Genomic DNA, 23,329 nt, shown 5'->3' on the forward strand with positions numbered 1-23,329 from the left:
TGCGGATGCAAATATAATGGAATTTTTATTTATCACTAAATATTATTAAAAAAAATGAAGCTGTATTTTAAATAAAATTGAAATGTAGAAATATCGGTACGCTATAAAGCTGAAAATCTACTCTTTATAAACTTAATAAATTAGATAAAAATTTCGATCTTGAATCCTAATTTGACCATAAAGGATTTTAAGATTAAACTTCAGATTAAATAGTAGACCAGATTTTTTCAGCTACTCAGAAGATGAATTGGTTGATGTACTTTTTAATACAATTTTCGTACAGGGAAAAGGCTTAAAACATTTGCAAAGCCTTAAATTTGTATTGTTCAGCAATAAAATTAGATAAAGTTTTGCTGAAATTAAATGAACTAATTCAGCTAGAAATTAGAAAATAGTTCAAATCTCGATAAGCGAGTTACAAAACCAAGATTTATGTTCGATTTTACGGCAACTTATACCGATCAATACCAGCTTGCGATGTCGCAGGTATATTTTAAAAACGGAAAGCACGATACCAAAGCAGTTTTCGATTACTATTTTAGAAAAATCCCTTACGGAAGTGGTTTTGCCGTTTTTGCCGGTCTGGAAGATTTACTCGAAATTATCACCAATCTTAGGTTTAGTAAGAAAGATATCGAGTTTTTAAAACAATATGATTTTGAAGATGATTTTCTAGAATATCTAGCGAATTTTAAATTTTCAGGAAATATTTATTCGGTACAGGAAGGAGATGTGGTTTTTCCAACGCGACCTGTTTTACAGGTAGAAGCGAATTTGATCGAAGCCCAGATCGTCGAAACGATATTGCTAAACTTACTGAATTTTCAGACTCTAATAGCCACAAAAGCTAGCCGAATGCGATTGGTTTCTGGCGAGCGGGTTTTATTAGATTTTGGATTGCGTAGAGCACAAGGACCGGGTGGTTATTATGCTTCAAGAGCTGCAATGATTGGTGGATTTAATGGTACCAGTAATGTAATTGCCGGGAGAGATCTTGATATTCCCGTTTCAGGAACTATGGCGCACTCTTTTATCCAGAGCTATGATGACGAGTTAACCGCATTTCGTGAATTTGCTAAAGGGCGTCCAAAAGGATGTGTACTTTTAGTAGATACCTACGATACTTTAAAAAGTGGTGTTCCAAACGCGATAATCGTGGCTAAAGAAATGGAAGAACGAGGTCAAAAATTAATGGCTATTCGTTTAGATAGTGGCGATTTGGCCTACTTGGGGAAAAAGGCAAGAAAGCAGTTAGATGATGCCGGTTTAGACTACGTTAAAATTGCTGCTTCTAATCAATTAGATGAATTTGTAATTAAAAGTTTGCAGGAACAGGATGCGCCAATCGATGTTTATGGAGTGGGAACAAACCTCGTGATCGGGAAACCAGATGCTGCTTTAGACGGAGTTTATAAACTTACATTTTCAGACGGGCAGCCAAGAATTAAAATTTCAGAGAGTTTAATCAAAACCACTTTGCCGCATCGTAAGCAGGTATACAGAATGAAAGATGAAAATGGCGAGTGTGCCGGTGTAGACGTCATCGCGATGGGAAATGAAAAAGATGCCGAGCTTTCTAAAGTTTTTCATCCTTCAGAACCGTATAAATTTTTAGATGTTTCGGCTTATCAAAAAGAAGCTTTATTGCAGCCGGTGATGGAAAATGGTGAAATGAAGATCAAGAAAAGAACACTTGCTGAAATTGCTGAATACAGTAAATCAAGATTGGCCGAATTACCGTATGAATATAAGCGATTCAACAATCCGCATATTTATAAAGTAAGTATTTCAGAAAAGCTGAAAGCAGAAAGAGACCGACTAATTAGTGAACATAAAATGTAATTACCATGAAATCTTTACTTCTTATAGACGTTCAGAACGATTTTATGCCCGGCGGCGCTTTAGCAGTTCCAGAAGGCAATCAAATTGTGCCGATAATCAATAAAATTCAGCATAAATTCGATTTAGTGCTTGCCACTCAGGATTGGCATCCGGCAGGGCACGCTAGTTTTGCCAGCACTCATAATAAAGATCTTTACGAACTTATCGATCTAAACGGAATCGACCAGGTAATGTGGCCAGATCATTGTGTGCAGGGAACTACAGGAGCAGATTTTCACGCTGAGCTAAAATTAGATAAAATTGAAGCTATTTTTAGAAAAGGAACAAATCCTGAAATAGATAGTTACAGCGGCTTTTATGATAATGCACATTTAAAATCTACCGGTTTAAGCGGATATCTAAAGGAAAAAGGCGTAACCGAGCTTTATTTTGCAGGTTTAGCAGGCGATTTTTGCGTTGCATTTAGTGTGAAAGATGCTTTAGCTGAAGGTTTTACTTCCTTTTTGATCGAAGATGCTACCCGCGCTATCGATGCTGAAGGTTTTGAAAAAGCAAAAGCTGAAATTGTAGAAAAAGGAGGAAAGATCTTAAACGCTGATGAGGTATAGAATACTTTTCATATTCATTATTTGTTTAGGATTTTTCAGTTGTAAAAAGGATGCTTCTGAAGAGGCAAATACTGAGATAATTCCTGAAGATCCTTACGTAGTTCCTTCAGATAGTATTCCAGAGCGAACTTCAGCTTCAGCATTAAACCTGGATGAATATCAATTGTTTATTGATACTACAAAAACATCTGTTTTTTATCGAAACTTAGATTCAGTAATCACTTCCGAAGAAAAGAAACATCAAAACGCAATTTTTAAACTGGTTGAACTTAAAAAGTACAAAGACCAGTTTTTATTTTATGAACCTTGCGACGGTACGATAAATCGGTATTATATTTCTAAGGAAGCAATCGATATTTATGGGAAGGATGAGAAGGTAAGTTTCGAGCTTAAGGATTTTATGATAAAGGCAGGAAACCAGGTTTTGTTTAGAGATAAGAGGGATCGAAGTTTAAAACTTAAAGAAGTAAATGAAGCTGTGCTGCAGTTAAATTATGGTGAAGATTCGGCACCAGTTTATGTTACTTCGGTTAAAAATATCGCTCAGTTTGAGATGATGGTAAATAATTGCCCTACTGAAAAAGTGAGGGAATATGATAAATTTCAGGAATAGATTTTAGAAATTCAGGTAGTGAATATATCCAAAGTTTATCCAGACGGTCCAATCGTTCGATTGATTTTGTGGCCCCTGTACATCTAAACCTTCAATATAATCGTTGCCGTAATACTGCCATTTAACCTCGGCGACCAGGTCACTGTTTCTCCCTAATCGATATCGTGTTCCGCCGCCAAAAAGAACATTGTATGTAAAGCCACTTTCCAGATTTAATCCATCCTGAAATGCGGGAAACAACACTCTTGGATTATCTACAGGACCAAGATCACTATAGGCATCTGGCATGTAGTAAACGGCATGCGCTCCTACGGTGATGTATGGAGAGAACCGTGTAGAAAAGATCAAATATTCACGAATTTGTGTAAAATGCCATTCTATTTGTGTACCGAATTCAAAGACATGAGTTTCGCCATGCATGGCCCTAAGCATTTCTCCACGCGGATTGTTTTGATAAGAAATTGGCCCGTAATGATCTAAAAATGTATGAAAATAATCGATCTCTGTACGTACTCTAAAAAAGTCCTTAAAGTAATTGGTACGATAATTATTCCCGGTGTACACAAAATTCATATAATGCTGCAATCCTACCCCAAAACCAAGGTTTTGATAGAAGTTTCTAAACTCTCCTCGCTGCCCGTAATCGGTCGTGATCGCAGCTAGACCTGCCGTAACCCCAATTTCATGCAATACCTGCCCATTACCTAATTGGGATAAAAGGCATATAAAACCGATTAAAAAAGATTTACAAAATCGCTTCAACACAGGTGTTTATAGGATATCGAGGCAAATATATAAAAAGAAGGTTAGCTTATTTTAAATTGATTTTTTCTTTTTTTTAATGAAATTCAACAAAAAGTTAATATTGTATGAAAAACTAAAATTTTATCGCTAATTTTTATATATCTCATATATTTGCACCTCGAAAAAACATTTTTTTTAAAACAAATTTAAGCGACGCCTTATGGAAAAAAATATACAGGATTTCTTGGATAAAGTGTCTCAAAGAAATCAAAATGAACCAGAATTTATTCAAGCGGTTCATGAAGTTGCTGAAACTATTATACCTTTTATAGAGAAGAATAAAAAGTACCAAAACGCGCAGTTACTGGAGCGTATGGTAGAGCCAGAGCGTGTGATCATGTTTAGAGTATCGTGGTTAGATGACGAAGGTAATATTCAGATAAACCGTGGATATCGTGTGCAAATGAATTCGGCTATCGGTCCTTATAAAGGAGGATTGCGTTTTCATCCATCTGTAAATCTAAGTATTCTTAAGTTTTTGGCTTTCGAGCAAACTTTTAAGAATAGTCTTACAACACTACCAATGGGTGGTGGTAAAGGAGGATCAGATTTTGATCCTAAAGGAAAATCTGATAACGAAGTTATGCGTTTTTGCCAGAGCTTTATGACAGAGCTTAGTAAACATATTGGTTATAATACCGATGTTCCTGCAGGTGATATTGGAGTAGGAGCCAGAGAAGTTGGATATATGTTTGGCCAGTACAAAAGATTGCAAAACGAATTTACGGGTATCTTAACCGGGAAAGGATTGTCTTACGGTGGTTCTTTAATTCGTCCAGAAGCGACGGGTTATGGAAATGTATATTTCACTCAGAATATGCTTAAAACTAAAGGCGAAACTTTAGAGGGTAAAACAGTAGTAATTTCTGGTTCTGGTAACGTAGCGCAATATGCGGCTCAAAAAGCGATCGAGCTTGGAGCAAAAGTAGTGACCATGTCAGATTCTGCCGGATACGTTCATGACGAAGATGGTATTGATGAAGAGAAACTACAATTCATCATGGAGCTTAAGAACGAAAAGCGTGGTAGAATTAAAGAGTATACAGAAAAATATACCAATGCGAAGTTCTATCCAGATACAACTCCGTGGGAAGTAAAATGTGATGTCGCATTACCTTGTGCTACCCAAAATGAGCTTAAAGAGGTTGATGCTAAGAAATTAGTAGATAATGGATGTATGTGTGTTGGTGAAGGTGCTAACATGCCTTGTACGCCAGAGTCTATAGAAATCTTCCGTGAGGCAAAGATCTTGTTCTCTCCTGGTAAAGCGTCTAACGCTGGTGGTGTAGCTACTTCAGGATTAGAGATGACGCAAAACTCTTTACGTTACAATTGGACTGCAGAAGAAGTAGACAACAAACTTCACGAGATCATGAACGATATTCATGATAAATGTGTAGAATATGGTAAAGACGAAGATGGATATGTAGATTATGTAAAAGGTGCGAATATTGCCGGCTTCGTAAAAGTTGCAGATGCAATGTTAGCTCAGGGTGTGGTATAATTATAAGCTCATATAAATATCAAAAAGCCGCTTTTAAAAGCGGCTTTTTTTATACCTTCCCGAGCCAGAATGATTACGGAATTCCAATGATAGTTACGACCAAAGCAATTGTTATAAGTGCGCTAAAATATGGGGAAGCAGATCTTATTGTAAATCTATATTCTTTAGAAAGTGGTTTGCGTACCTATATGCTACGCGGAATTCTAAAATCGAAAAAGGGAAAGTTTAAAGCCAGCCAATTTCAGTTGTTAACGCAACTCGATATCGTGGCTAGTCACAAAAACAAAGGCACCTTAGAATATCTAAAAGATGCCAAGGTAATTAACACTTATACTTCGCTACATACTAACATGATCAAAGCCAGTATGGTGATGTTTATTGCTGAAATTTTAAAAAGTGCGATCAGAGAAGAAGAATCTAATCCTGCCATGTATCATTTTTTAGAAACCGCTTTTAGCTGGATGGATTTGCATGATAAGATCGCTAATTTTCATATAATGTTTTTGCTGAAGTTATCTGGATTTTTAGGCTTTCAGCCAGACGATCTAAATACAGAGCAGCCGTTTTTCAATTTGCTGGAAGGGACTTTTGAGCCTGTTAAAACTAACGAATATTGCATAGAAGGCGAAAATCTTGATATTTTGCGTGCATTTTTAAATGTGAACTTTAACGACATGCAGCAGATAAAATTAACCGGTGAGCAACGATCTGATTTTTTAAAAATGTTGCTGCTGTATTACGAACTGCATATCGAAGGCTTTAGAAAACCAAAATCCCTAACTGTCCTCAACGAAATCTTTAATTAATGCGTTTTTTAGTCTTTTTCTTCTTTATTTTTTTAAGCGGAAACCTATTTTCTCAGCACATCATTGTTCTCGATAAAGCTACCGAAGAGCCTTTAAGCGATGTCATTATTTTTAATGCTGAAAAGACCAAAACCAGCCTAAGTAATTTTAAAGGACGTGCCGATATATCAAAATTCGATATTTCTGAAGTACTTTTTTTTCAGCATGTTTCGCATCAATTATTCGAGATTAGAAAATCTGAGATCACAGACCAACTCGTTTATCTTCAGGAAGACCAAAATAAGCTGGATCAGGTGGTGCTTTCCGTAGCAAAATTTCAACTTCAAAAAGATGAAATTCCGCAGAAAATTGTAAGTATAGATCGGGGAGATGTTATTCAAAATAGTCCGCAAACTTCTGCAGATCTTTTAGAAAGTACTGGGCAGGTGTTTGTACAAAAAAGTCAGTTAGGCGGCGGTAGCCCCATGATTCGTGGTTTTGCCACCAATCGCGTATTAATTTCTGTAGATGGCGTGCGAATGAATACCGCTATTTTTAGAAGCGGAAACCTGCAAAATGTTATTAATATCGATCCATTAGCGATCGAGCGATCTGAGGTTATTTTAGGTCCCGGCTCTGTAGTTTACGGGAGTGATGCGATTGGCGGCGTGATGAATTTTTATACCCTAAAACCTCGATTTTCGTTTGGTGCAGAAACTTCTGTAAGCGGTAATTTCTATGGGAGATATTCCTCTGCAAATAACGAGCAAACTTTACATGCCGATGTGAATTTAGGAAGGCGAAATTGGGCATTTCAGACCTCGGTTTCGTATTCAGATTTTGGTGATCTAAAAATGGGAGAACATGGGCCCGATTCTTATCTAAGGCCAGAATATGTGGTTAGAGAAAATGGTGAAGATGTGGTCGAGCAAAATGAAAGTCCGTTAATTCAAAAACCAACCCGATACACGCAGCTTAGCCTACTTGAAAAAGTAAAATATATGCCCAATGAAACATGGAATTTCAATTTTGGACTTATTTATAGCGAAACTTCAGACTATCCAAGATACGATCGTTTGTACCGAAGAAGAAATGGGCAACTGCGTGCAGCCGAATGGTACTATGGGCCGCAGCGATGGTTTTTAGGTGATTTTAAGATCAATAAAAAGGAGAATAGCGAGCTTTACGATAAAGCTCAATTTACGCTGGCTTACCAGTTTTTTGAAGAAAGTCGCCACGATCGCGATTTTGGTTCAGAAATTTTATTTAATACCGAAGAAAATGTGGGCGCTTATTCGGCGAATCTTGATTTCGAAAAAGCTTTTGAAGGCAGCAAATTGTTTTACGGACTAGAATATGTGAATAACCAGGTGAATTCTGAAGGTTTTCAGGAAAATATAAACTCGGGAGTACAGCAGCAAACCACTTCGCGATATCCAGATAATTCCAGCTGGCAATCTTTGGCAGCGTATGCAACCTATCAATGGCAAATTCAGGAAGATCTAAATTTCCAGTCGGGTTTGCGATATAATCACATTTTATTAGATGCGAAATTCGATGAAAATCTATATGATTTTCCGTTTAGCGATGCCGATATCAATACCGGTGCATTAACAGCAAGCGCAGGAATCAACTGGAAACAAAACCGGTTTTTACAATGGCGCGTAAATGTATCTACAGCTTTTAGAGCACCAAATATCGACGATGTAGGGAAAATTTTTGATTCAGAGCCAGGATCTGTTGTTGTCCCAAATCCTGATTTAAAACCAGAATATGCTTATAATGCTGAAATTGGTGTAAACTGGTCACCGGCTGAAAATATTCGCTTTGGTTTTGCAGGTTTTTATACCTGGTTAGAAGATGCGATGGTTCGTCGAGATTTTAATTTGAACGGACAAACAGAGATCGATTACCAGGGTGAAGCAAGCAACATCCAGGCGATTCAAAATGCATCGAATGCTCATGTCTATGGTCTTGAAGGAAATGTTGAGGTCGATTTTTCAGTCGCTTTACGTTTTGCTTCAAAAATTGCGATTACTGAAGGCGAAGAAGAATTAGATGATGGCTCTGTAGCGCCTTTACGACATGCGGCGCCACTTTTTGGAAACACTCATTTAATCTGGCATAAAAAGAAAGTGAAACTCGATCTTTTTGCTGAATATAACGGAGAGATAAGTTATAACGACCTGGCAACTTCAGAGCAGGGGAAGGCCTATTTGTATGCGATCGATGCAAAAGGAAACCCATATTCACCATCTTGGTACACTTTAAATCTAACCGGGCAATACGATTTAGACGAAAACTGGTTATTAACTGCTTCCGTAGAAAATATTACAGATCAGCGTTATCGCACCTACAGTTCTGGAATTGCCGCTGCAGGCCGAAATTTGATCATTTCAGCACGTTTTAAATTTTAGGGGGTTTATATCCGAAGTTATTCTCAAGAAATTGACTATATTGAAATGGCATTAAATGCTTTGTTCTGTTAACCACTTCAGCGCAATCAGGCGTTTGTTTGAAACTCAACTTTTGAAGCATTGCGATAGTAATTGGGACGAGCGCATTTAACCTCTATCATTAATTAAACCTTACTTTCCATGAAAAAACTACTTATTTTAATGATTTTCGTTTTAGGGAATTTTACGCTAAATGCCCAGGTAGCGCGTGTAAAATTGGCTAAGGATACTTCAGAAAATCCGGTGTTTGTGATCAACGATCAAATCATTGCGGGAAGCAGTATATTAAAAAGCATTCCTGAAGAATATTTTTCTGAAATGAAAGTTTTCGAAGATAAGACTATCGGTTCTAAAATGTTATTTGTAGATCAGCAAAACCCGGGAATTGTGACTTTAGAAATTCAGAAGGAGTTTGAAGCCAAGTCGCAATCTGAAATAAATAAATTCTTCGGTCTGGATAGTGAAACAGATCTTTATGTGAATGGATATTTAGTTGAAGACAAAGATCTAAGATTATATGCCAGCAGTATTGCTAAGGTTGAAGTTTTAAAAAAAGATTATTTAAGGCTGAAAACGGCGGTATTAAATATTTCACTAAACTGATTTTAATAGGATTTAATGCATACGAATATTAGGGGATTTTCACCTTATTTTTTATTTATTATCTGATTTTAAGTAAACTACATGTTGCCTTGGAATTATTAATCTTAAGATCATGAAAAATTTATTGCTAATATTTTCGATTTTTGGATTTTGCTTTAGTGCTTTTGCGCAAAATCTTGAAATAAATTATAAAGTTGATTATACCGAGAAGTACAAAGACCTTTCAAGAATAGAAAATCATCTTGCACGATCCTATTTGAGGGATGAAATTAATGCAATGCCTTTTGTGAACCTTAGTTTATTAATCAAAGAAAAGGCTTCATTATTTTATGCTGAAAAATCAATAAACTCAGATAATAAGAAAATGAGAGGCTATTCTGCGGCATTGAGGCATTCTGGAGGGAGGGATGTTTTTTATAAAGATGATTCTTTGAAGCTTGTATTGGATGAATTTGCAGGTAAAAAATGCATTGTCTTGGCAGATAAAAAGAAGTATAACTCTTGGGAAATCACTAAAGAACATAAAATGATCCTAGGCTATAAATGTTTTAAAGCTACAATGGAATATGAAAGTTACGATAAGTATATGGAGCCGTTATGGATACCTGTAGAAGCCTGGTTTACCCCAGAGATTTCTGTTTCTACAGGGCCATTAGATTTTGATGGGCTGCCAGGCTTAATTTTGGAAGTTACGAAAGATAATATGATTACATATTTCGCAACTAAAATAGAAAGTAGAGAAGATTTAACTCTAGAAATTCCATCAGGGAAAAACACGATTACTTATCAAGAGAAAGATAGTATTGTTAAAAAGAAACTTTTAGAAATTAAGAAGAGAAGTGAAGTGTATGGAACAGAATTTTAGTCTATACCGTTAATTCCTTTCTGTTTTAACTAATCGTTTAGTTTTATTTGTTATCTTGGTTGTTTATCTATCAAAAATCTATGTTTCGGCCACTATTTTATCTCTTTATTATATTCCTTTCATTGAGTTTCAATGCTCAAACTGGTACGATTTGTCATTACAAGATCGTAGAATTTAAGGAGTTTGAAATTAAAAAGCCAGATGATGAAGCCCATCGCAACGCCATTAAAAGACTTAATCAAGCTAGGAAAGCAACTTTAAAGTTTGATTTCGTCTTAGAGTTTAAGGATTCGGTTTCTTCGTTTCAGCTGGTAGATCGAATGGATAATGATGTCAACATGCCGGGATCTGCAAAGATTGGGCTTGCAATGATAGGCAGCAGCGGTGAGTTTTACCAAAACACAAAGAGTGGCTTTTGGCTAAAAACTTCGGAAGCTACCGGAAAAAAATATACGGTTCAGGATTCTATAGATTTCGATTGGGTAGTTACTAAAGAGACCAAAATCATAAACGGATTTACCTGTTTTAAAGCTGAACTTCCAGAAAATGGAACTATCAAGGAGGTTTGGTTCACGCCACAGATCCCTGCATCTTTTGGGCCTTTGGGGTTTGGTGGTTTGCCGGGTTTAATTGTTGAAGTGAAAAGAGGAACCTTTGTACTTTCTTTAGTCGAAATTAGCACAAACCAACCTGTAAATATTAAAAAACCAGATTTTGGCAAATTAATTTCCGCAGAAAAATATAACAAGATGATCGATGATATGCGCGGTACCTTTTTTAAACAAGATTAAGATGAAGTATGTTTTCAGTTTACTTTTTGGATTCAGTCTTTTAACTAGTTATGCTCAAGATTCTGGCATAGCTACTTATAAAAAAGAATGGATAAATTTGTATTCTGAATCAGCAGCAGGGCAACAGGATAAAATAAAGAATTCGCAGAAATATAGAGAATACCTGGAGTTGGAAAAACTTCAGGAAGAACTTACAAAGCAATTATCTTATAAACTGAAATTTGATAAAGATCGAAGCTTTTTTTATTTGGAAGATTTGCTGAGTATTGAGGATCAAGCCGACTTAGCCTTGGCTAAAGGGCCTTATCAGGGAGAATATTATTTTAACCGAAAGGCAGCTTCCGTGATTTGGGCGATTGAAGCAATGGGAGAAAAATTTCTTGTGAATGTAGATAAAATCGATTGGAAGCTGGAAAAAGAACGAAAAACAATTAGTGGCTATTCCTGCTTTAAAGCTTCAGCAAAAATAGCATTAGAGAAGGGTGAATTTCAAGATGTCATTGCCTGGTATACGCCAGATATTCCGCTTAGTTACGGTCCGCTACATTACAATGGTTTACCGGGATTGGTTGTGCAATTAGCAACTGGCAGTGAACTTTATAAACTTGTTCAAATTCAGCAAAAAGAGATAACAATTAATACGCCGCAAAAAGGATCTTCCATTAGCGAAGCTGACTTTTATAAGCAATTTGAAAATTTTAAATGATGAAAAAATACTACATCAGTTTTATCGTCCTCTGCTTTAGGTTTTCTGTAATAGCACAAAGTGGAATCGCTACCTATAAAAAAGAATGGACTTCTTTTGGATCTGAAGAAGGAATGAAGGAATTAAAAAAGACTAATCCGCAGCGATATCGAGAATATTCTAAAATGAAACTGGCCAGGAATCGACTCGCTAAACGACTAAAATATGAGTTGAAATTCGATAAAAATGAAGCAGAATTTAAACTTCCTGAATTGATGAGTGTCGATGATGATTCATACATGGCTTTAGCTACAGGCCCAAGAGATGGAATTTATTATACCAATTTAAAAACCGGAAATACTTTCTTCTTTACCGATTCTTTTTACAATAGCACCTATTTAATCGAGTATCCACCCTATAAATGGGAAATTACCAAGGAGCAAAAAATCATTAATGGATATTCCTGTTTTAAAGCTAAGGGAACTCTAAAAACCTGGGATCGAAGCTTAGAAGTTTGGTTTACACCACAGCTAAATATCCCGTTTGGTCCAAGAGGAGTTACAGGCTTGCCGGGCTTGGTAGTTCAGGTAGAATACGGAACGGAATTGTTCACTTTAGTCGACATAGATTTGGAAGAAAAGCTTGGTGATATTAAAAAACCTAAAGCAGCTCACGAAGTTACAATTGCTGAATGGAAGAAAATAAACGAAGCAAGAAACGAGAAAGTGAAAAGTTTAATGAAAAACGATAAGAGCCAATATTGAAAACGATGAGAGCGAAATTAACTGTTTTATTATGTGTTTTAGGCTTTTCAATGGGCGTGAGTGCACAATCTTCGATAGAAAATAACAAGGTTTTTTATCTGAATGTGTTTATAAATGCGAATAAAACTATTTATGTAGAGGATGAGAAAACTTCGTTTCAAAATGTACAAAATCAGGTTACAGAGATACTGCGTAAGCAGCCTTTTAAAGTAGATCAACAAATTATATTCAGAATTTTTGGCGATAAAGATCTTGATATGGGCTATATCATCGATGTTAATGCTGAAATGAGAAAAGCAATTCATGAAAATATAAAAACCGAACGTTACCTTTTAGAAACCAAAAAGTTAAATATCGATGGGCAAAACTGGTTTCAGAAAATCGATCTAAAAGCGCTAAAAAAAAGAGAACTTTAGATCGCTTCACTTTTAGATGTTAGAGAATAGAAAATAGTCATTATTAATACCGAATTTCGAACTGGAAAGAAATAAGAAAACCTATACCGCAGTAAGCACTGAAGATAGAAAGAGTGTTGAGATAGAAAAACCAAGTAAAGGTAAGCGTATCACGCAGGCAGATTTTGAAGAGATTGGCGCTAAAGTGATGAAGAATTTTGGGAGTAATTAAAGATGGGTATTATAAATTTTTTAGGGTATTTTCCCCCTATTTTAGACCAGGACGTTAAATTTAACAATATTAATTTGCCCCCCCATAAAAAGGTGTAGGTTTACGTTATTCAACGATTTATTACGCAATTTATCGAATAATTCATGATTAATCTTTAAATTTTTAAATCATGAAAAAAGTTTTAACAATAACTTCTGTCTTTCTATTTATTGGAACTTCTATCCAGGCAAACGCTATAGAGGAATATATAAGAGAGGATCCAAGTTATGAATTTGCCACAGATGCGGCAAACGCTGAATGGGGTGACACTGTAAATTCTAATGGTGAATATTATGATGCTTGGAATGAATGGTACCAAATGTGTGATTCTCTTTAGAGGTAGTATAAAATAATACTAATTAAGCAGGGATTGTTCCCTGCTTTAAAAGTTTATTATAATGAAATATTTAATTTTCATATTAGCCCTAATTTCGGGTTCTTTTTCATTTGGTCAAAATGTAGGGGGAGAGGTTACCTATAAAAAAGCTTTTTCTGAACATGGAAAAAGCGAAAATCCGAATGTTGCCGCACGTATGGCTCAAGCTGCCAAAATAATGAAAGGCTTGGATTATAAATTAATGTTTAACAGTAAAGAATCGCATTTTTCGTTAGAAGAAACCATGGAAAATGATGGTAGTGGGGGATATGCAATGGCGGTAAGGGTAGGTGGAGGTAAAGGCGGATATTTTAAAAATAACAGCGAGGCTTTTACGATTCATTCTCAAGAACTATTCGGGAACGATTATCTGGTTAAAATTCCTACGGGAAAATATGAGTGGAAATTAACAAAAGAAAGTAAAACAATTTTAGGTTATAATTGTTTTAAAGCAGTTTGTACGATTAAAATGGATCATCCTATGGGAAAAAATCAGGGTAAAAGTATAGATGTTTCATTTGAAGCCTATTACGCTCCTTCTTTGTCATTTTCTTTTGGACCAGCAGCGTTTAACGGCTTGCCGGGTTTAATTCTGGAAGCTTCAGAAGGAAGTGTAACCTATAAAGCTGTTTCTATAGATTTAACCCATCATTTAGATACGCTGCCAAATATAAGTATACCTTCTAAAGGTAAGGTGATTACTGAGGAACAACTTAATAAAGAGGTAAGAGAAATGATGGTTAAAATGAGGAATAATAAAATTTAAATCAAACTAATTAATTAGTTTGATTTAAATTTTATTATATTGTTATTCTAAAATATTTTCTTTGCTAAGACTACTATTTTTAATAGGCATTATTACCGCTATTAGTTCACTTAAAATCGATGCCCAAACATACACCGGTACCGTTAAAGACTCCGCCAATGCGCCACTTCATGGCGCCAACCTTATTGCTATTCCAGATAGTGATGATCTTAATATGGCCTTTTCCATTTCAGATGAAAAAGGAAGGTATCGCCTTAACCTGGAAAAAGACAGTAGCTATGTTATCGAAATTAGTTATTTGGGTTATCAAAAAATTATCGATTCGATTATTGCTAGCCGTGATATTCAGAAAGATTATACCATGCAGGCCAGTAACGAAAGCCTGGAAGAAGTCCTTATCAAAAAGAAAATGGCGGTGGTCGTAAAAGAGGATACCACAATTTACCGTACCGATGTCTTTAAAACCGGGGAAGAGCGTAAGCTACGTGAAGTTTTAAATAAGTTACCGGGCGTAGAAGTCGACCGTGAAGGGACCATTACCGTAAATGGCAAAAAGGTGGATAAATTAATGGTCGATGGTAAAACATTTTTTACCGGAGACTCCAAACTTGCCGTAGAAAATATTCCTGCCGATGCTGTAGATGAAGTCGAGGTGCTGGATAATTACAGCGAAATTCCGTTTTTAAAAGGCCTGGAAGACAGTGATAAAATGGCGATGAACATTAAACTCTCTGAAGGTAAAAAGAAATTTGCGTTTGGTGATATCGAAGTCGGCGGTGGTTTAGAAGATCGCTATTCCCTGCATCCTACTTTATTTTATTATAGCCCGAAAACCTCAGTAAATGTTATAGGAGATTTTAATAATACCGGGCAAAAGTCGTTTTCCATGCAGGATTATGTCAATTTTGAAGGCGGTTATTTATCGCTTATGGATCGGCCGAATGCAAGTAATATTTATAATGATGATTTTGCACAATTTCTACGGAATGAAGATTTTACCTATAACAAAAATGAATTTGGCGCTTTCAACATCGCCCAGCAAATTACCAGCGATCTCGATCTAAACGCTTACAGCATTATTTCTAATAATAAATTGGAAACGCTTGAAGAATATAATATTACCTATATCGATGAAAAGCGTGGGTTAGATGAATTTCGCGAAACCCGCCAAAATAACGATCTGTTTTTTACACTGAATAAATTGCAATTGCGATATCGCCCAAACCCTGATGAAGATCTTACGTACGATGCCTATGTAAAAACATCTTCGGCTACAGCAAACGGAATTTTAAATTCGTTTACTCCGGTAGATTCTACGTTTATCAATACGATGGCAAATCCCGATGGGATCGATTTTACACAACATGTAAACTACAGTAAACAGTTTTCCTTCGAGCATACCTCTACACTAAATGTCGATTATAAATATTCGAAGAACGAAAATGACAAGGATTGGTTATTTAATGAGCCAATTTTTAATACGATTATTCCGTTTGTAGAAGAAGACAGTCTGCATTTATTTCAGCAGGTAAATACCACGCTCAACCAGGCCAGTTTAGATCTCAAGCATTATTGGGTGCTCAACAATACCAATCATATTTATCCGGCATTGGGGATTAGTTTTTCAGATCAGCGTTTTAGCACTCTCGACGAACAACAATTGGATTCCGGAGAAATTAATGGTTTTACTGAAGCTGATTTTAATAATGATGTGCATTACCGGTTGGTCGATCAATATGTAGGTTTTCAGTATAAAACCATGTTTGGCGATCTTATTTTAAAACCAGGTATTTTTTATCATTATTACCTGTGGCAGGTGACCCAGTTTTCTGATGAAATTACCAATGAAACAAAACCGGTTTTGTTACCTGAATTTCAAAGCGAATATAAACTTGGCGGTTCAGAAAAAATACGATTAAATTACAGCATGCGTTCCGGTTTTGCTAATGCATCAAGTTATGCCAATCGCTATCGCTTAAGTAGTTTTAACAGGATATACCGCGGAAATGAAGATTTAGAGAATCAATTATATCATCGACTTTCGCTGAGCTATTATAAGTTTAGTCTTTTTAAAGGCATTAATTATAATTTCTTTTTTAATTATTCGAACAGGGTACGTTCCATTTTAAATACAACGATTTTAGAAGGAATTAACCAGATATCGAGTCCCGTCTATACCGATTTGCCCAATGAAACCTACAGCTTGCGAGGTTCTTTTACCAAGCGAATTAATGATTTTCGATTTACGGTAGATGGTGATGCTGCGCTGTCCAGTTATAGCCGAATCGTAAACGAGAATACCATAGCTTATGATTCTGAACATTATGGTTACGGCCTGCGAATTCGAACTACTTTTGATGATCTCCCAAATTTAGATGTGGGTTACGAACATGATTTTAGTGCTTTTGGATCTGATAATTTTCAGAATCGATTTGTGCAATTTCAACCTTTTGCTCGCTTAGAATATGACTTTTTAGACGGATTTATTCTGAAAGCCGATTACGAATATAATTATTACAAAAATCAGGAAAACGACCAGGTGAACCGTTTTCAGATAGGAAATGCCTCTCTGTTTTATAATAAATTAGATAGCGCCTGGAGTTTTGAGGTTGAAGTCAATAATATGCTGGATGCCAACTTCCGAAGGGAAAATTCATTTTCAGAATTCATCGTTACCGATAGTCGTGTTTACCTACAACCAAGAACTGTTCTTTTGAAAATTGCTTATAAGTTGTAGAACGCTGCGCTGTTAGATTTTAGACATGAGATCGCGTCGCTTTTAGATTTTAGAAAATAGACTAGAATAGATCTTTTTATGTTGAATTTGGAATGCTGAATTTTGAATGTAAAAACTTGTCACTTCGAGTGATTGCGAGTTTATGAGCAATTGTATCGAGAAGTGGATGTTAGTCAGAATTTTGAATTCCAAAAAGCATGATTCAAGATTCGATAATTCCAAGCCTAAATTTCAGCAATTCAGCTTGATAAGCTACATCTAAAAAAGTAATTTTATTGTCATTTCGACTGAAGCGCAGCGGAATGGAGAAATCTATTTTGGAAACCATATCGTAGTTAAGAGCTCTCCACTCCTCCTGCCTGCCGGCTGGCAAGATTGACATGACACTCTTTTTCAGACTGGATTCAGAATTAAACAAGTAACTACTATATATTTTAAAGTTGTATTAAGCTATTGGCTGATCGCTGAAAGCTATTTAATAATCTTCGCAACTGTCACTTCGAGTGATTGAGACTTTGTGAGCAATTGTATCGAAAAGTGGATGTTAGTCAGAATTTTGAATTCCAAAAAGCATGATTCAAGATTCGATAATTTCAAGCTTAAATTTCAGAAATTCAGTTTGATAAGCTGCATCTAAAAAAGTAATTGTGTTGTCATTTCGACTGAAGCGCAGCGGAATGGAGAAATCTATTTTGGAAACTAATTATAATCAAGATCTCCCCACTTTTCCCGCCTGCCGGCTGGCAAGATCGACATGACACTCTTTTTCAGGTTAAAATCAGGCTAACAGTTGATCGCTAAAAGCTAACAGCTAAAAACCGTCAACTGTTAACTCCAAACTATATTCAAAACAAAAGAAAAAACCGGTGTAAATATTACGTTTTCTTTAATTCGGTTTTACCATTAGATTAAAATTACTAAGAATGGGTAATTTAAGCAGATACCGACCGCTGTTTTAGCAAAATTCCTTATTTTCGCACATCATTAGAAATTTTGAGGAAATGAGCACAAAGTTCCCTGAATATAAAGGACTTGACTTGCCAAAAGTTGCAGAGGAGACATTAAAGTATTGGAAAGAAAACCAAATATTTGAAAAGAGCATAACTTCACGTGAAGGTGAAAAGCCATTCATATTTTTCGAAGGGCCACCATCGGCTAACGGATTGCCGGGGATTCACCATGTGATGGCAAGATCGATCAAAGATATTTTTTGTAGATATAAAACTCAAAAAGGATTTCAGGTAAAACGTAAAGCAGGATGGGATACTCATGGTCTTCCGGTAGAGCTTGGCGTAGAAAAAGAACTTGGGATCACCAAAGAAGATATTGGCACTAAAATTAGTGTAGAGCAATATAACGAGGCTTGTAAAAATGCGGTAATGCGTTATACAGATATCTGGAACGACCTTACCGAGAAGATGGGATATTGGGTAGATATGGACGATCCTTATATCACCTACAAGCCAAAATATATGGAAACGGTTTGGTATCTTTTAAAAGAGATCTACAACAAAGGTCTTATTTATAAAGGCTATACCATTCAGCCATATTCTCCAAAAGCGGGAACAGGTTTAAGTTCTCACGAGCTTAACCAGCCGGGGACGTATCAGGATGTTTCAGATACTACAGTTACCGCAATGTTTAAAACTAAAAAAGAAACATTGCCGGCTGGCCTAAAAGAGCATGCAGAAGATGTTTTCTTTATTGCCTGGACAACTACTCCGTGGACGCTTCCATCAAACACTGCACTTACTGTTGGGCCAAAGATCGAATATGTAACGGTTAAAACTTATAATCAATATACGTTTGAGCCTATTACGATTGTTGCAGCCAAGGAATTGGCACGTAAACAATTCGATAAGAAATTTAAAGAAGTTGAAAGCGAAGAAGAGCTGAAAGCTTATCAAGAAGGAGATAAACATATTCCATTCTTAATCGGCGAATCTTATATAGGGAAAGATCTTGTAGGTATCCAATATGAGCAATTATTGCCATATACCTTGCCTTTCGAGAATCCTGAAAATGCCTTTAGAGTAATTTCCGGAGACTTTGTAACTACAGAAGATGGTACCGGGATCGTACATACTTCGCCAACTTTTGGTGCAGATGATGCGCTTGTGGCAAAACAGGCAACACCGCCGGTTCCGCCAATGTTGGTAAAAGACGAGAACGATAATTTAGTGCCTTTAGTAGATCTTCAGGGGAAATTTAGACCAGAAATGGGCGAATTTGCCGGTAAATATGTGAAGAACGAATATTATGATGATGCTGAAGTTCCAGAGAAATCTGTAGATGTAGAGATCGCTATTAAGCTGAAGGAAGAAAACAGGGCTTTTAAAGTTGAAAAATACGTGCACAGTTATCCAAACTGCTGGCGTACCGATAAGCCAATTTTATATTACCCATTAGATTCTTGGTTCATTAAAGTGACCGATGTTAAAGATCGTATGCACGAGCTGAATACAGGAATCAACTGGAAACCAAAATCTACGGGAGAAGGGCGTTTTGGAAACTGGCTTGCCAACGCGAACGACTGGAATTTATCCCGAAGCCGATATTGGGGAATTCCGCTACCAATTTGGAGAACCGAAGATGGTAGGGAAGAAAAGATCATTGGATCTGTAGAAGAATTAAAAGTAGAGATCACCAAAGCTGTTGAAGCCGGAGTGATGGAAAAAGATATTTTTGCCGATTTCAAAATTGGTGATATGAGTGAAGAAAACTACGCAAATGTAGATCTTCACAAAAATGTGGTAGACACGATAACTTTGGTTTCTGATGCCGGGAAGCCAATGAAGCGTGAAGCAGATCTTATCGATGTTTGGTTCGATTCTGGTTCTATGCCGTATGCACAGTGGCACTACCCATTCGAGAATAAAGAAAAAGTAGAAAAAGACTGGCGTAAAGCCGATTTTATTGCTGAAGGTGTCGATCAAACTCGTGGATGGTTCTATACTCTTCACGCGATCGCGACCATGACCTTTGATGATGTTGCTTATAAAAATGTAGTTTCAAACGGACTGGTTTTAGACAAAAACGGGCAAAAAATGTCCAAACGTCTTGGAAACGCCGTAGATCCTTTTGAAACTTTATCGGTTTATGGTCCAGATGCTACGCGTTGGTATATGATTTCTAACGCGAATCCCTGGGATAACCTAAAATTCGATATTGAAGGAATTGGTGAGGTAAGCCGTAAATTTTTCGGTACACTTTACAATACCTATTCGTTCTTTACATTATATGCCAACATCGATAACTTCACCTATGCTGAAGCCGATGTTGCTTTAGAAGAACGTCCGGAAATCGATCGTTGGATTCTTTCAGAATTACATACGCTAATTCAGAAAGTAGATAAGTTTTATGCTGAATACGAACCAACAAGAGCCACAAGAGCAATTTCAGAATTTGTTCAGGAAAACTTAAGTAACTGGTTCGTTAGATTAAGCCGAAGAAGATTCTGGAAAGGCGATTACGAGCAGGATAAAATTTCAGCATATCAAACTTTATACACTTGTTTGGAAACTGTAGCTAAGCTTGGTGCTCCTGTTGCTCCATTTTTTATGGATGCCTTGTATAAAGATTTAAATAACACGACGAAGAAAGAGAATTACGAATCGGTTCACACCGCTTTATTCCCAGTTTTCGACGAAAAATTTGTAGATAAATCTTTAGAGCGTAAGATGGAAAAGGCGCAAACAATTTCAAGTTTGGTGCTTTCTTTACGTAAAAAAGAAATGATAAAAGTAAGACAGCCACTGCAACGAATTATGATCCCGGTTTTAGATAAGCAACAGGGAGAAGAAATCTTAGCAGTACAGGATCTTATAAAATCTGAAGTAAACGTAAAAGAAGTCGAGTTGATCGACGATGCTTCAGGAATTCTCGTGAAGCAGGTGAAGCCAAACTTTAGAGTGCTTGGTCCACGTTTTGGGAAAGAGATGAAACACGTGGTAAACAAGATCAATCAATTTGACGCTGGAGACATTGCGATCCTTGAAAAGGAGGGTAAAATAAATGTCGAAGTAAATGAAAAAATGATTATTTTGTCCATCGATGAAGTTGAAATTTCTTCTCAGGATATCGAAGGATGGCTAGTGGCAAGCAGTGGCAATATAACTGTAGCATTAGACGTTAGTATCTCGCCAGAACTCAAGAAAGAAGGAGTTGCGAGAGAACTAGTGAATAGAATCCAGAATATGAGAAAAGATAGCGGATTCGAAGTGACAGACACTATTAATGTGACCCTACAAAAAGACGGTATTGTCGAGGATGCCGTAAATGAAAATATAACCTATATCAAAACTGAAACTTTAACTGCAGCACTCGAACTTGCAGAGGTAGTAAACGAAGGAATAGAGGTCGAGTTTGATGATGTTACTACTAAATTATTAATCACAAAAAACTAAGCTTATGTCAACCGATGTAAAAGAGCGTTTTAGCGATGCAGAATTGGCCGAATTTAAGGAGTTGATCCAGGGTAAGATCGCTAAAGCCAAGGAACAACTGGAGATCTATCAAAATGCTTATAAAAACGACGGGAATAATGGTACAGACGATACTTCCCCAACGTTTAAGGCATTCGAAGAAGGTAGCGAAACCATGAGTAAAGAAGCGAACTCGCAATTAGCTATTCGCCAGGAGAAATTTATTCGTGATCTTAAAAATGCTTTAATGCGTATCGAGAACAAAACTTATGGTATTTGTCGCGTTACTGGAAAATTAATTAATAAAGAGCGTCTAAAGCTGGTACCTCATGCCACTTTAAGTATCGAAGCTAAAAATATGCAGCGATAAAAGCTTTACGCTAATCGAGAGTTTAAATGCTCTTATAATTGAAAAATTAACGCTCCCGTTTTAAGGAGCGTTTTTTGTTGTATAGATTATATGAAAGTAGTTAATCGATATTTGATATTTTTATGCTGTTTTTTTACAGGTACGCTTTTTATGCTTGCTCAAAAAGACACGCAAAATATCTTAACTTCAGATTTTACTGAAGTGATTATCGATGCAGATGAGGTTTTTAAGATTAATGTAATTAGCGAGAAGCGCGACAATTTACAATACAAAACTCATTCTGAAGGAGAGTATTTTAATGAAATAAGATTAAAAACCAGCCTTAAAAACGGCAGACTTTTAATCGAAACTCAGTATCCAGAGCAGTTAGTAGGAGGTTTTGATAAACTAAGCGCTCATAAAGTATTCTCGCTCGAATTAGACCTTTATCTTCCCGAAGATAAAATATTGATCATTAGTTCTAATTCGGCTTCTTTGATCGTGTCAGGGAAATTCGAGAGTTTTTCGGCCAATTTGCAACGTGGTTATTGTAATTTAAAAGCTTTTGAAGGAAATGCAACGATAAATACCTATAAAGGTGATATTGATGCCGAAGTTGTTTCCGGAGAAATAACTGCGAAAAGCAGGCATGGTGAAGTTTTGATCGGTATAGATCTCTACGGAATGCATCAAATTAAACTAACTTCAATTAATGGTGACATAAGCGTGCGAAAAACTAAATAATATTAGTATTTTTGGTGCGTTTTTAACAAAAAAAGAAATGTCTTTAAAGAAAGCAGGCTTAATTATATTTATAGTTCTTTTAATCGATCAGATTTCTAAAATTTACATCAAAACACATTTTAAACTTGGTGGCGAGGTTGAAGTTTTTGACTGGTTTAGAATCCTTTTTGTTGAAAACGAAGGTATGGCCTGGGGAACAAAGATTCCCGGACAATACGGTAAGCTGGCACTTACGCTTTTTAGATTGGTGGCCATCTTTGGTATTGGTTACTGGCTGGTAGATTCGGTTAAGAAAAATGGAAGCCGAATTTTAATTACTTCGATCGCGTTAATTTTTGCCGGTGCTTTTGGAAATATTATCGACTCTGTTTTCTACGGAATCACTTTTAGTGACAGTTATAATAAAATAGCCACTTTCTTACCTGAAGGTGGAGGCTACGGAACACTTTTCCACGGGAAAGTAGTAGATATGCTTTACTTCCCGTTATATGAAGGTTATCTGCCAGACTGGATTCCGTTTTGGGGTGGCAAATTCTTTACCTTTTTCGAACCTGTATTTAATATCGCTGATTCTTCAATAAGTGTTGGTGTTGTTTTACTACTATTATTCAATAAGAGAGCCTTTCCGAAAGAAGAGAAAGAGTAGTTTTTTAGTTAGTAGTGAACAGTTTAAGGGGGTACTAGTGTAAATAGCTGTAAGCTTTTAGCGATCAGCCTTATGAGATGGGGAATAAATCTTACATGCCAACTGCATGGCTTAAATGATAAGAATTTTTCATTAAAAATTTAGATTGATACTTCAATCCTGATTTCTTCTGCCGTATCCTATTTCCAAAAAAAATTAATACAGTATAATAGCAATTATCAAATCATCACATTAGCACATTTTCAAATTGAAGAATTCTATATTCTAAAAGCGAAGCGGTCTATATTCTATTTTCTGTTTT

General features: G+C 36.2%; 21 protein-coding genes. 19 read left to right on the forward strand and 2 right to left on the reverse strand.

Annotated features, from left to right (window positions below; genetic code table 11):
- The first annotated feature begins 432 nt into the window (after positions 1 to 432).
- From INR75_RS04995 to INR75_RS05005, 3 genes are read left to right on the forward strand one after another with little or no spacing between them, the layout of a single operon-like run.
- Positions 433 to 1,842, forward strand: coding sequence for a nicotinate phosphoribosyltransferase (locus tag INR75_RS04995; RefSeq protein WP_223091019.1), 1,410 nt, complete (start codon positions 433 to 435; stop codon positions 1,840 to 1,842).
- 5 nt (positions 1,843 to 1,847) lie between these two features.
- On the forward strand, positions 1,848 to 2,450 hold the full coding sequence (gene pncA, locus INR75_RS05000) for a bifunctional nicotinamidase/pyrazinamidase (RefSeq protein WP_223091020.1): 603 nt from the start codon (positions 1,848 to 1,850) through the stop codon (positions 2,448 to 2,450).
- Entirely contained in the window at positions 2,440 to 3,063 is a 624-nt protein-coding gene (locus INR75_RS05005) for a hypothetical protein (protein ID WP_223091021.1), read from the forward strand. Before pncA ends, INR75_RS05005 begins: the two co-directional genes overlap by 11 nt.
- A gap of 3 nt (positions 3,064 to 3,066) precedes the next feature.
- On the opposite strand, the gene INR75_RS05010 is transcribed toward INR75_RS05005, so the two are convergent.
- Positions 3,067 to 3,825: a glutamate dehydrogenase gene (locus INR75_RS05010; protein ID WP_223091022.1), complete on the reverse strand. Its 759-nt coding sequence runs from the start codon at positions 3,823 to 3,825 to the stop codon at positions 3,067 to 3,069.
- Between the two features lie 202 nt (positions 3,826 to 4,027).
- Between INR75_RS05010 and gdhA the strand changes: the two genes are divergently transcribed.
- From gdhA to INR75_RS05070, 12 genes are all read left to right on the forward strand, one after another.
- Positions 4,028 to 5,371: an NADP-specific glutamate dehydrogenase gene (gene gdhA / locus INR75_RS05015; RefSeq protein ID WP_223091023.1), complete on the forward strand. Its 1,344-nt coding sequence runs from the start codon at positions 4,028 to 4,030 to the stop codon at positions 5,369 to 5,371.
- Positions 5,372 to 5,457: 86 nt separating this feature from the next.
- Positions 5,458 to 6,177, forward strand: a complete 720-nt coding sequence (recO, locus tag INR75_RS05020) for a DNA repair protein RecO (protein ID WP_223091024.1) — start codon at positions 5,458 to 5,460, stop codon at positions 6,175 to 6,177.
- A complete protein-coding gene (locus tag INR75_RS05025) occupies positions 6,177 to 8,573 on the forward strand; it encodes a TonB-dependent siderophore receptor (RefSeq protein ID WP_223091025.1) in 2,397 nt (798 codons plus the stop codon). Before recO ends, INR75_RS05025 begins: the two co-directional genes overlap by 1 nt.
- 180 nt (positions 8,574 to 8,753) lie before the next feature.
- Positions 8,754 to 9,215 (forward strand): hypothetical protein, encoded by a 462-nt coding sequence (locus INR75_RS05030; RefSeq protein ID WP_223091026.1) that lies wholly within the window; start codon positions 8,754 to 8,756, stop codon positions 9,213 to 9,215.
- Positions 9,216 to 9,327: 112 nt separating this feature from the next.
- Positions 9,328 to 10,080: a GLPGLI family protein gene (locus tag INR75_RS05035; RefSeq protein ID WP_223091027.1), complete on the forward strand. Its 753-nt coding sequence runs from the start codon at positions 9,328 to 9,330 to the stop codon at positions 10,078 to 10,080.
- Between the two features lie 80 nt (positions 10,081 to 10,160).
- On the forward strand, positions 10,161 to 10,871 hold the full coding sequence (locus tag INR75_RS05040) for a GLPGLI family protein (protein ID WP_223091028.1): 711 nt from the start codon (positions 10,161 to 10,163) through the stop codon (positions 10,869 to 10,871).
- A 1-nt stretch (position 10,872) separates the two neighbouring features.
- Positions 10,873 to 11,577, forward strand: a complete 705-nt coding sequence (locus INR75_RS05045) for a GLPGLI family protein (RefSeq protein WP_223091029.1) — start codon at positions 10,873 to 10,875, stop codon at positions 11,575 to 11,577.
- Positions 11,574 to 12,320: a GLPGLI family protein gene (locus INR75_RS05050; RefSeq protein ID WP_223091030.1), complete on the forward strand. Its 747-nt coding sequence runs from the start codon at positions 11,574 to 11,576 to the stop codon at positions 12,318 to 12,320. The genes INR75_RS05045 and INR75_RS05050 overlap by 4 nt, the downstream gene beginning before the upstream one ends.
- Before the next feature lie 5 nt (positions 12,321 to 12,325).
- Entirely contained in the window at positions 12,326 to 12,736 is a 411-nt protein-coding gene (locus INR75_RS05055; RefSeq protein WP_223091031.1) for a biopolymer transporter ExbD, read from the forward strand.
- A 380-nt stretch (positions 12,737 to 13,116) separates the two neighbouring features.
- Positions 13,117 to 13,323, forward strand: a complete 207-nt coding sequence (locus INR75_RS05060) for a hypothetical protein (RefSeq protein ID WP_223091032.1) — start codon at positions 13,117 to 13,119, stop codon at positions 13,321 to 13,323.
- Positions 13,324 to 13,384: 61 nt separating this feature from the next.
- The gene (locus INR75_RS05065; protein ID WP_223091033.1) at positions 13,385 to 14,128 is read left to right on the forward strand and encodes a GLPGLI family protein; all 744 of its coding nucleotides are present in this window, start codon (positions 13,385 to 13,387) and stop codon (positions 14,126 to 14,128) included.
- 61 nt (positions 14,129 to 14,189) lie between these two features.
- Positions 14,190 to 16,865, forward strand: a complete 2,676-nt coding sequence (locus tag INR75_RS05070; RefSeq protein WP_223091034.1) for a TonB-dependent receptor — start codon at positions 14,190 to 14,192, stop codon at positions 16,863 to 16,865.
- Between the two features lie 202 nt (positions 16,866 to 17,067).
- On the opposite strand, the gene INR75_RS05075 is transcribed toward INR75_RS05070, so the two are convergent.
- Complete coding sequence (locus INR75_RS05075) at positions 17,068 to 17,247, reverse strand: hypothetical protein (RefSeq protein WP_223091035.1); 180 nt, start codon at positions 17,245 to 17,247, stop codon at positions 17,068 to 17,070.
- Between the two features lie 619 nt (positions 17,248 to 17,866).
- On the opposite strand from INR75_RS05075, the gene ileS reads away from it, so the two are divergent.
- From ileS to INR75_RS05095, 4 genes are all read left to right on the forward strand, one after another.
- Positions 17,867 to 21,271, forward strand: a complete 3,405-nt coding sequence (ileS, locus tag INR75_RS05080; protein WP_223091036.1) for an isoleucine--tRNA ligase — start codon at positions 17,867 to 17,869, stop codon at positions 21,269 to 21,271.
- 4 nt (positions 21,272 to 21,275) lie between these two features.
- Positions 21,276 to 21,659 carry a TraR/DksA C4-type zinc finger protein gene (locus INR75_RS05085; protein ID WP_092539933.1) on the forward strand — a complete coding sequence of 128 codons (384 nt, stop codon included), beginning with the start codon at positions 21,276 to 21,278 and terminating at the stop codon, positions 21,657 to 21,659.
- A gap of 90 nt (positions 21,660 to 21,749) precedes the next feature.
- Complete coding sequence (locus INR75_RS05090) at positions 21,750 to 22,382, forward strand: hypothetical protein (protein WP_223091037.1); 633 nt, start codon at positions 21,750 to 21,752, stop codon at positions 22,380 to 22,382.
- Positions 22,383 to 22,419: 37 nt separating this feature from the next.
- Positions 22,420 to 23,028, forward strand: coding sequence for a lipoprotein signal peptidase (locus INR75_RS05095; protein WP_092539935.1), 609 nt, complete (start codon positions 22,420 to 22,422; stop codon positions 23,026 to 23,028).
- Positions 23,029 to 23,329 lie beyond the last annotated feature (301 nt).

The sequence above is a fragment of the Zunongwangia sp. SCSIO 43204 genome, assembly GCF_019904275.1.
GTDB classification, from domain to species: Bacteria; Bacteroidota; Bacteroidia; order Flavobacteriales; family Flavobacteriaceae; genus Zunongwangia; species Zunongwangia mangrovi.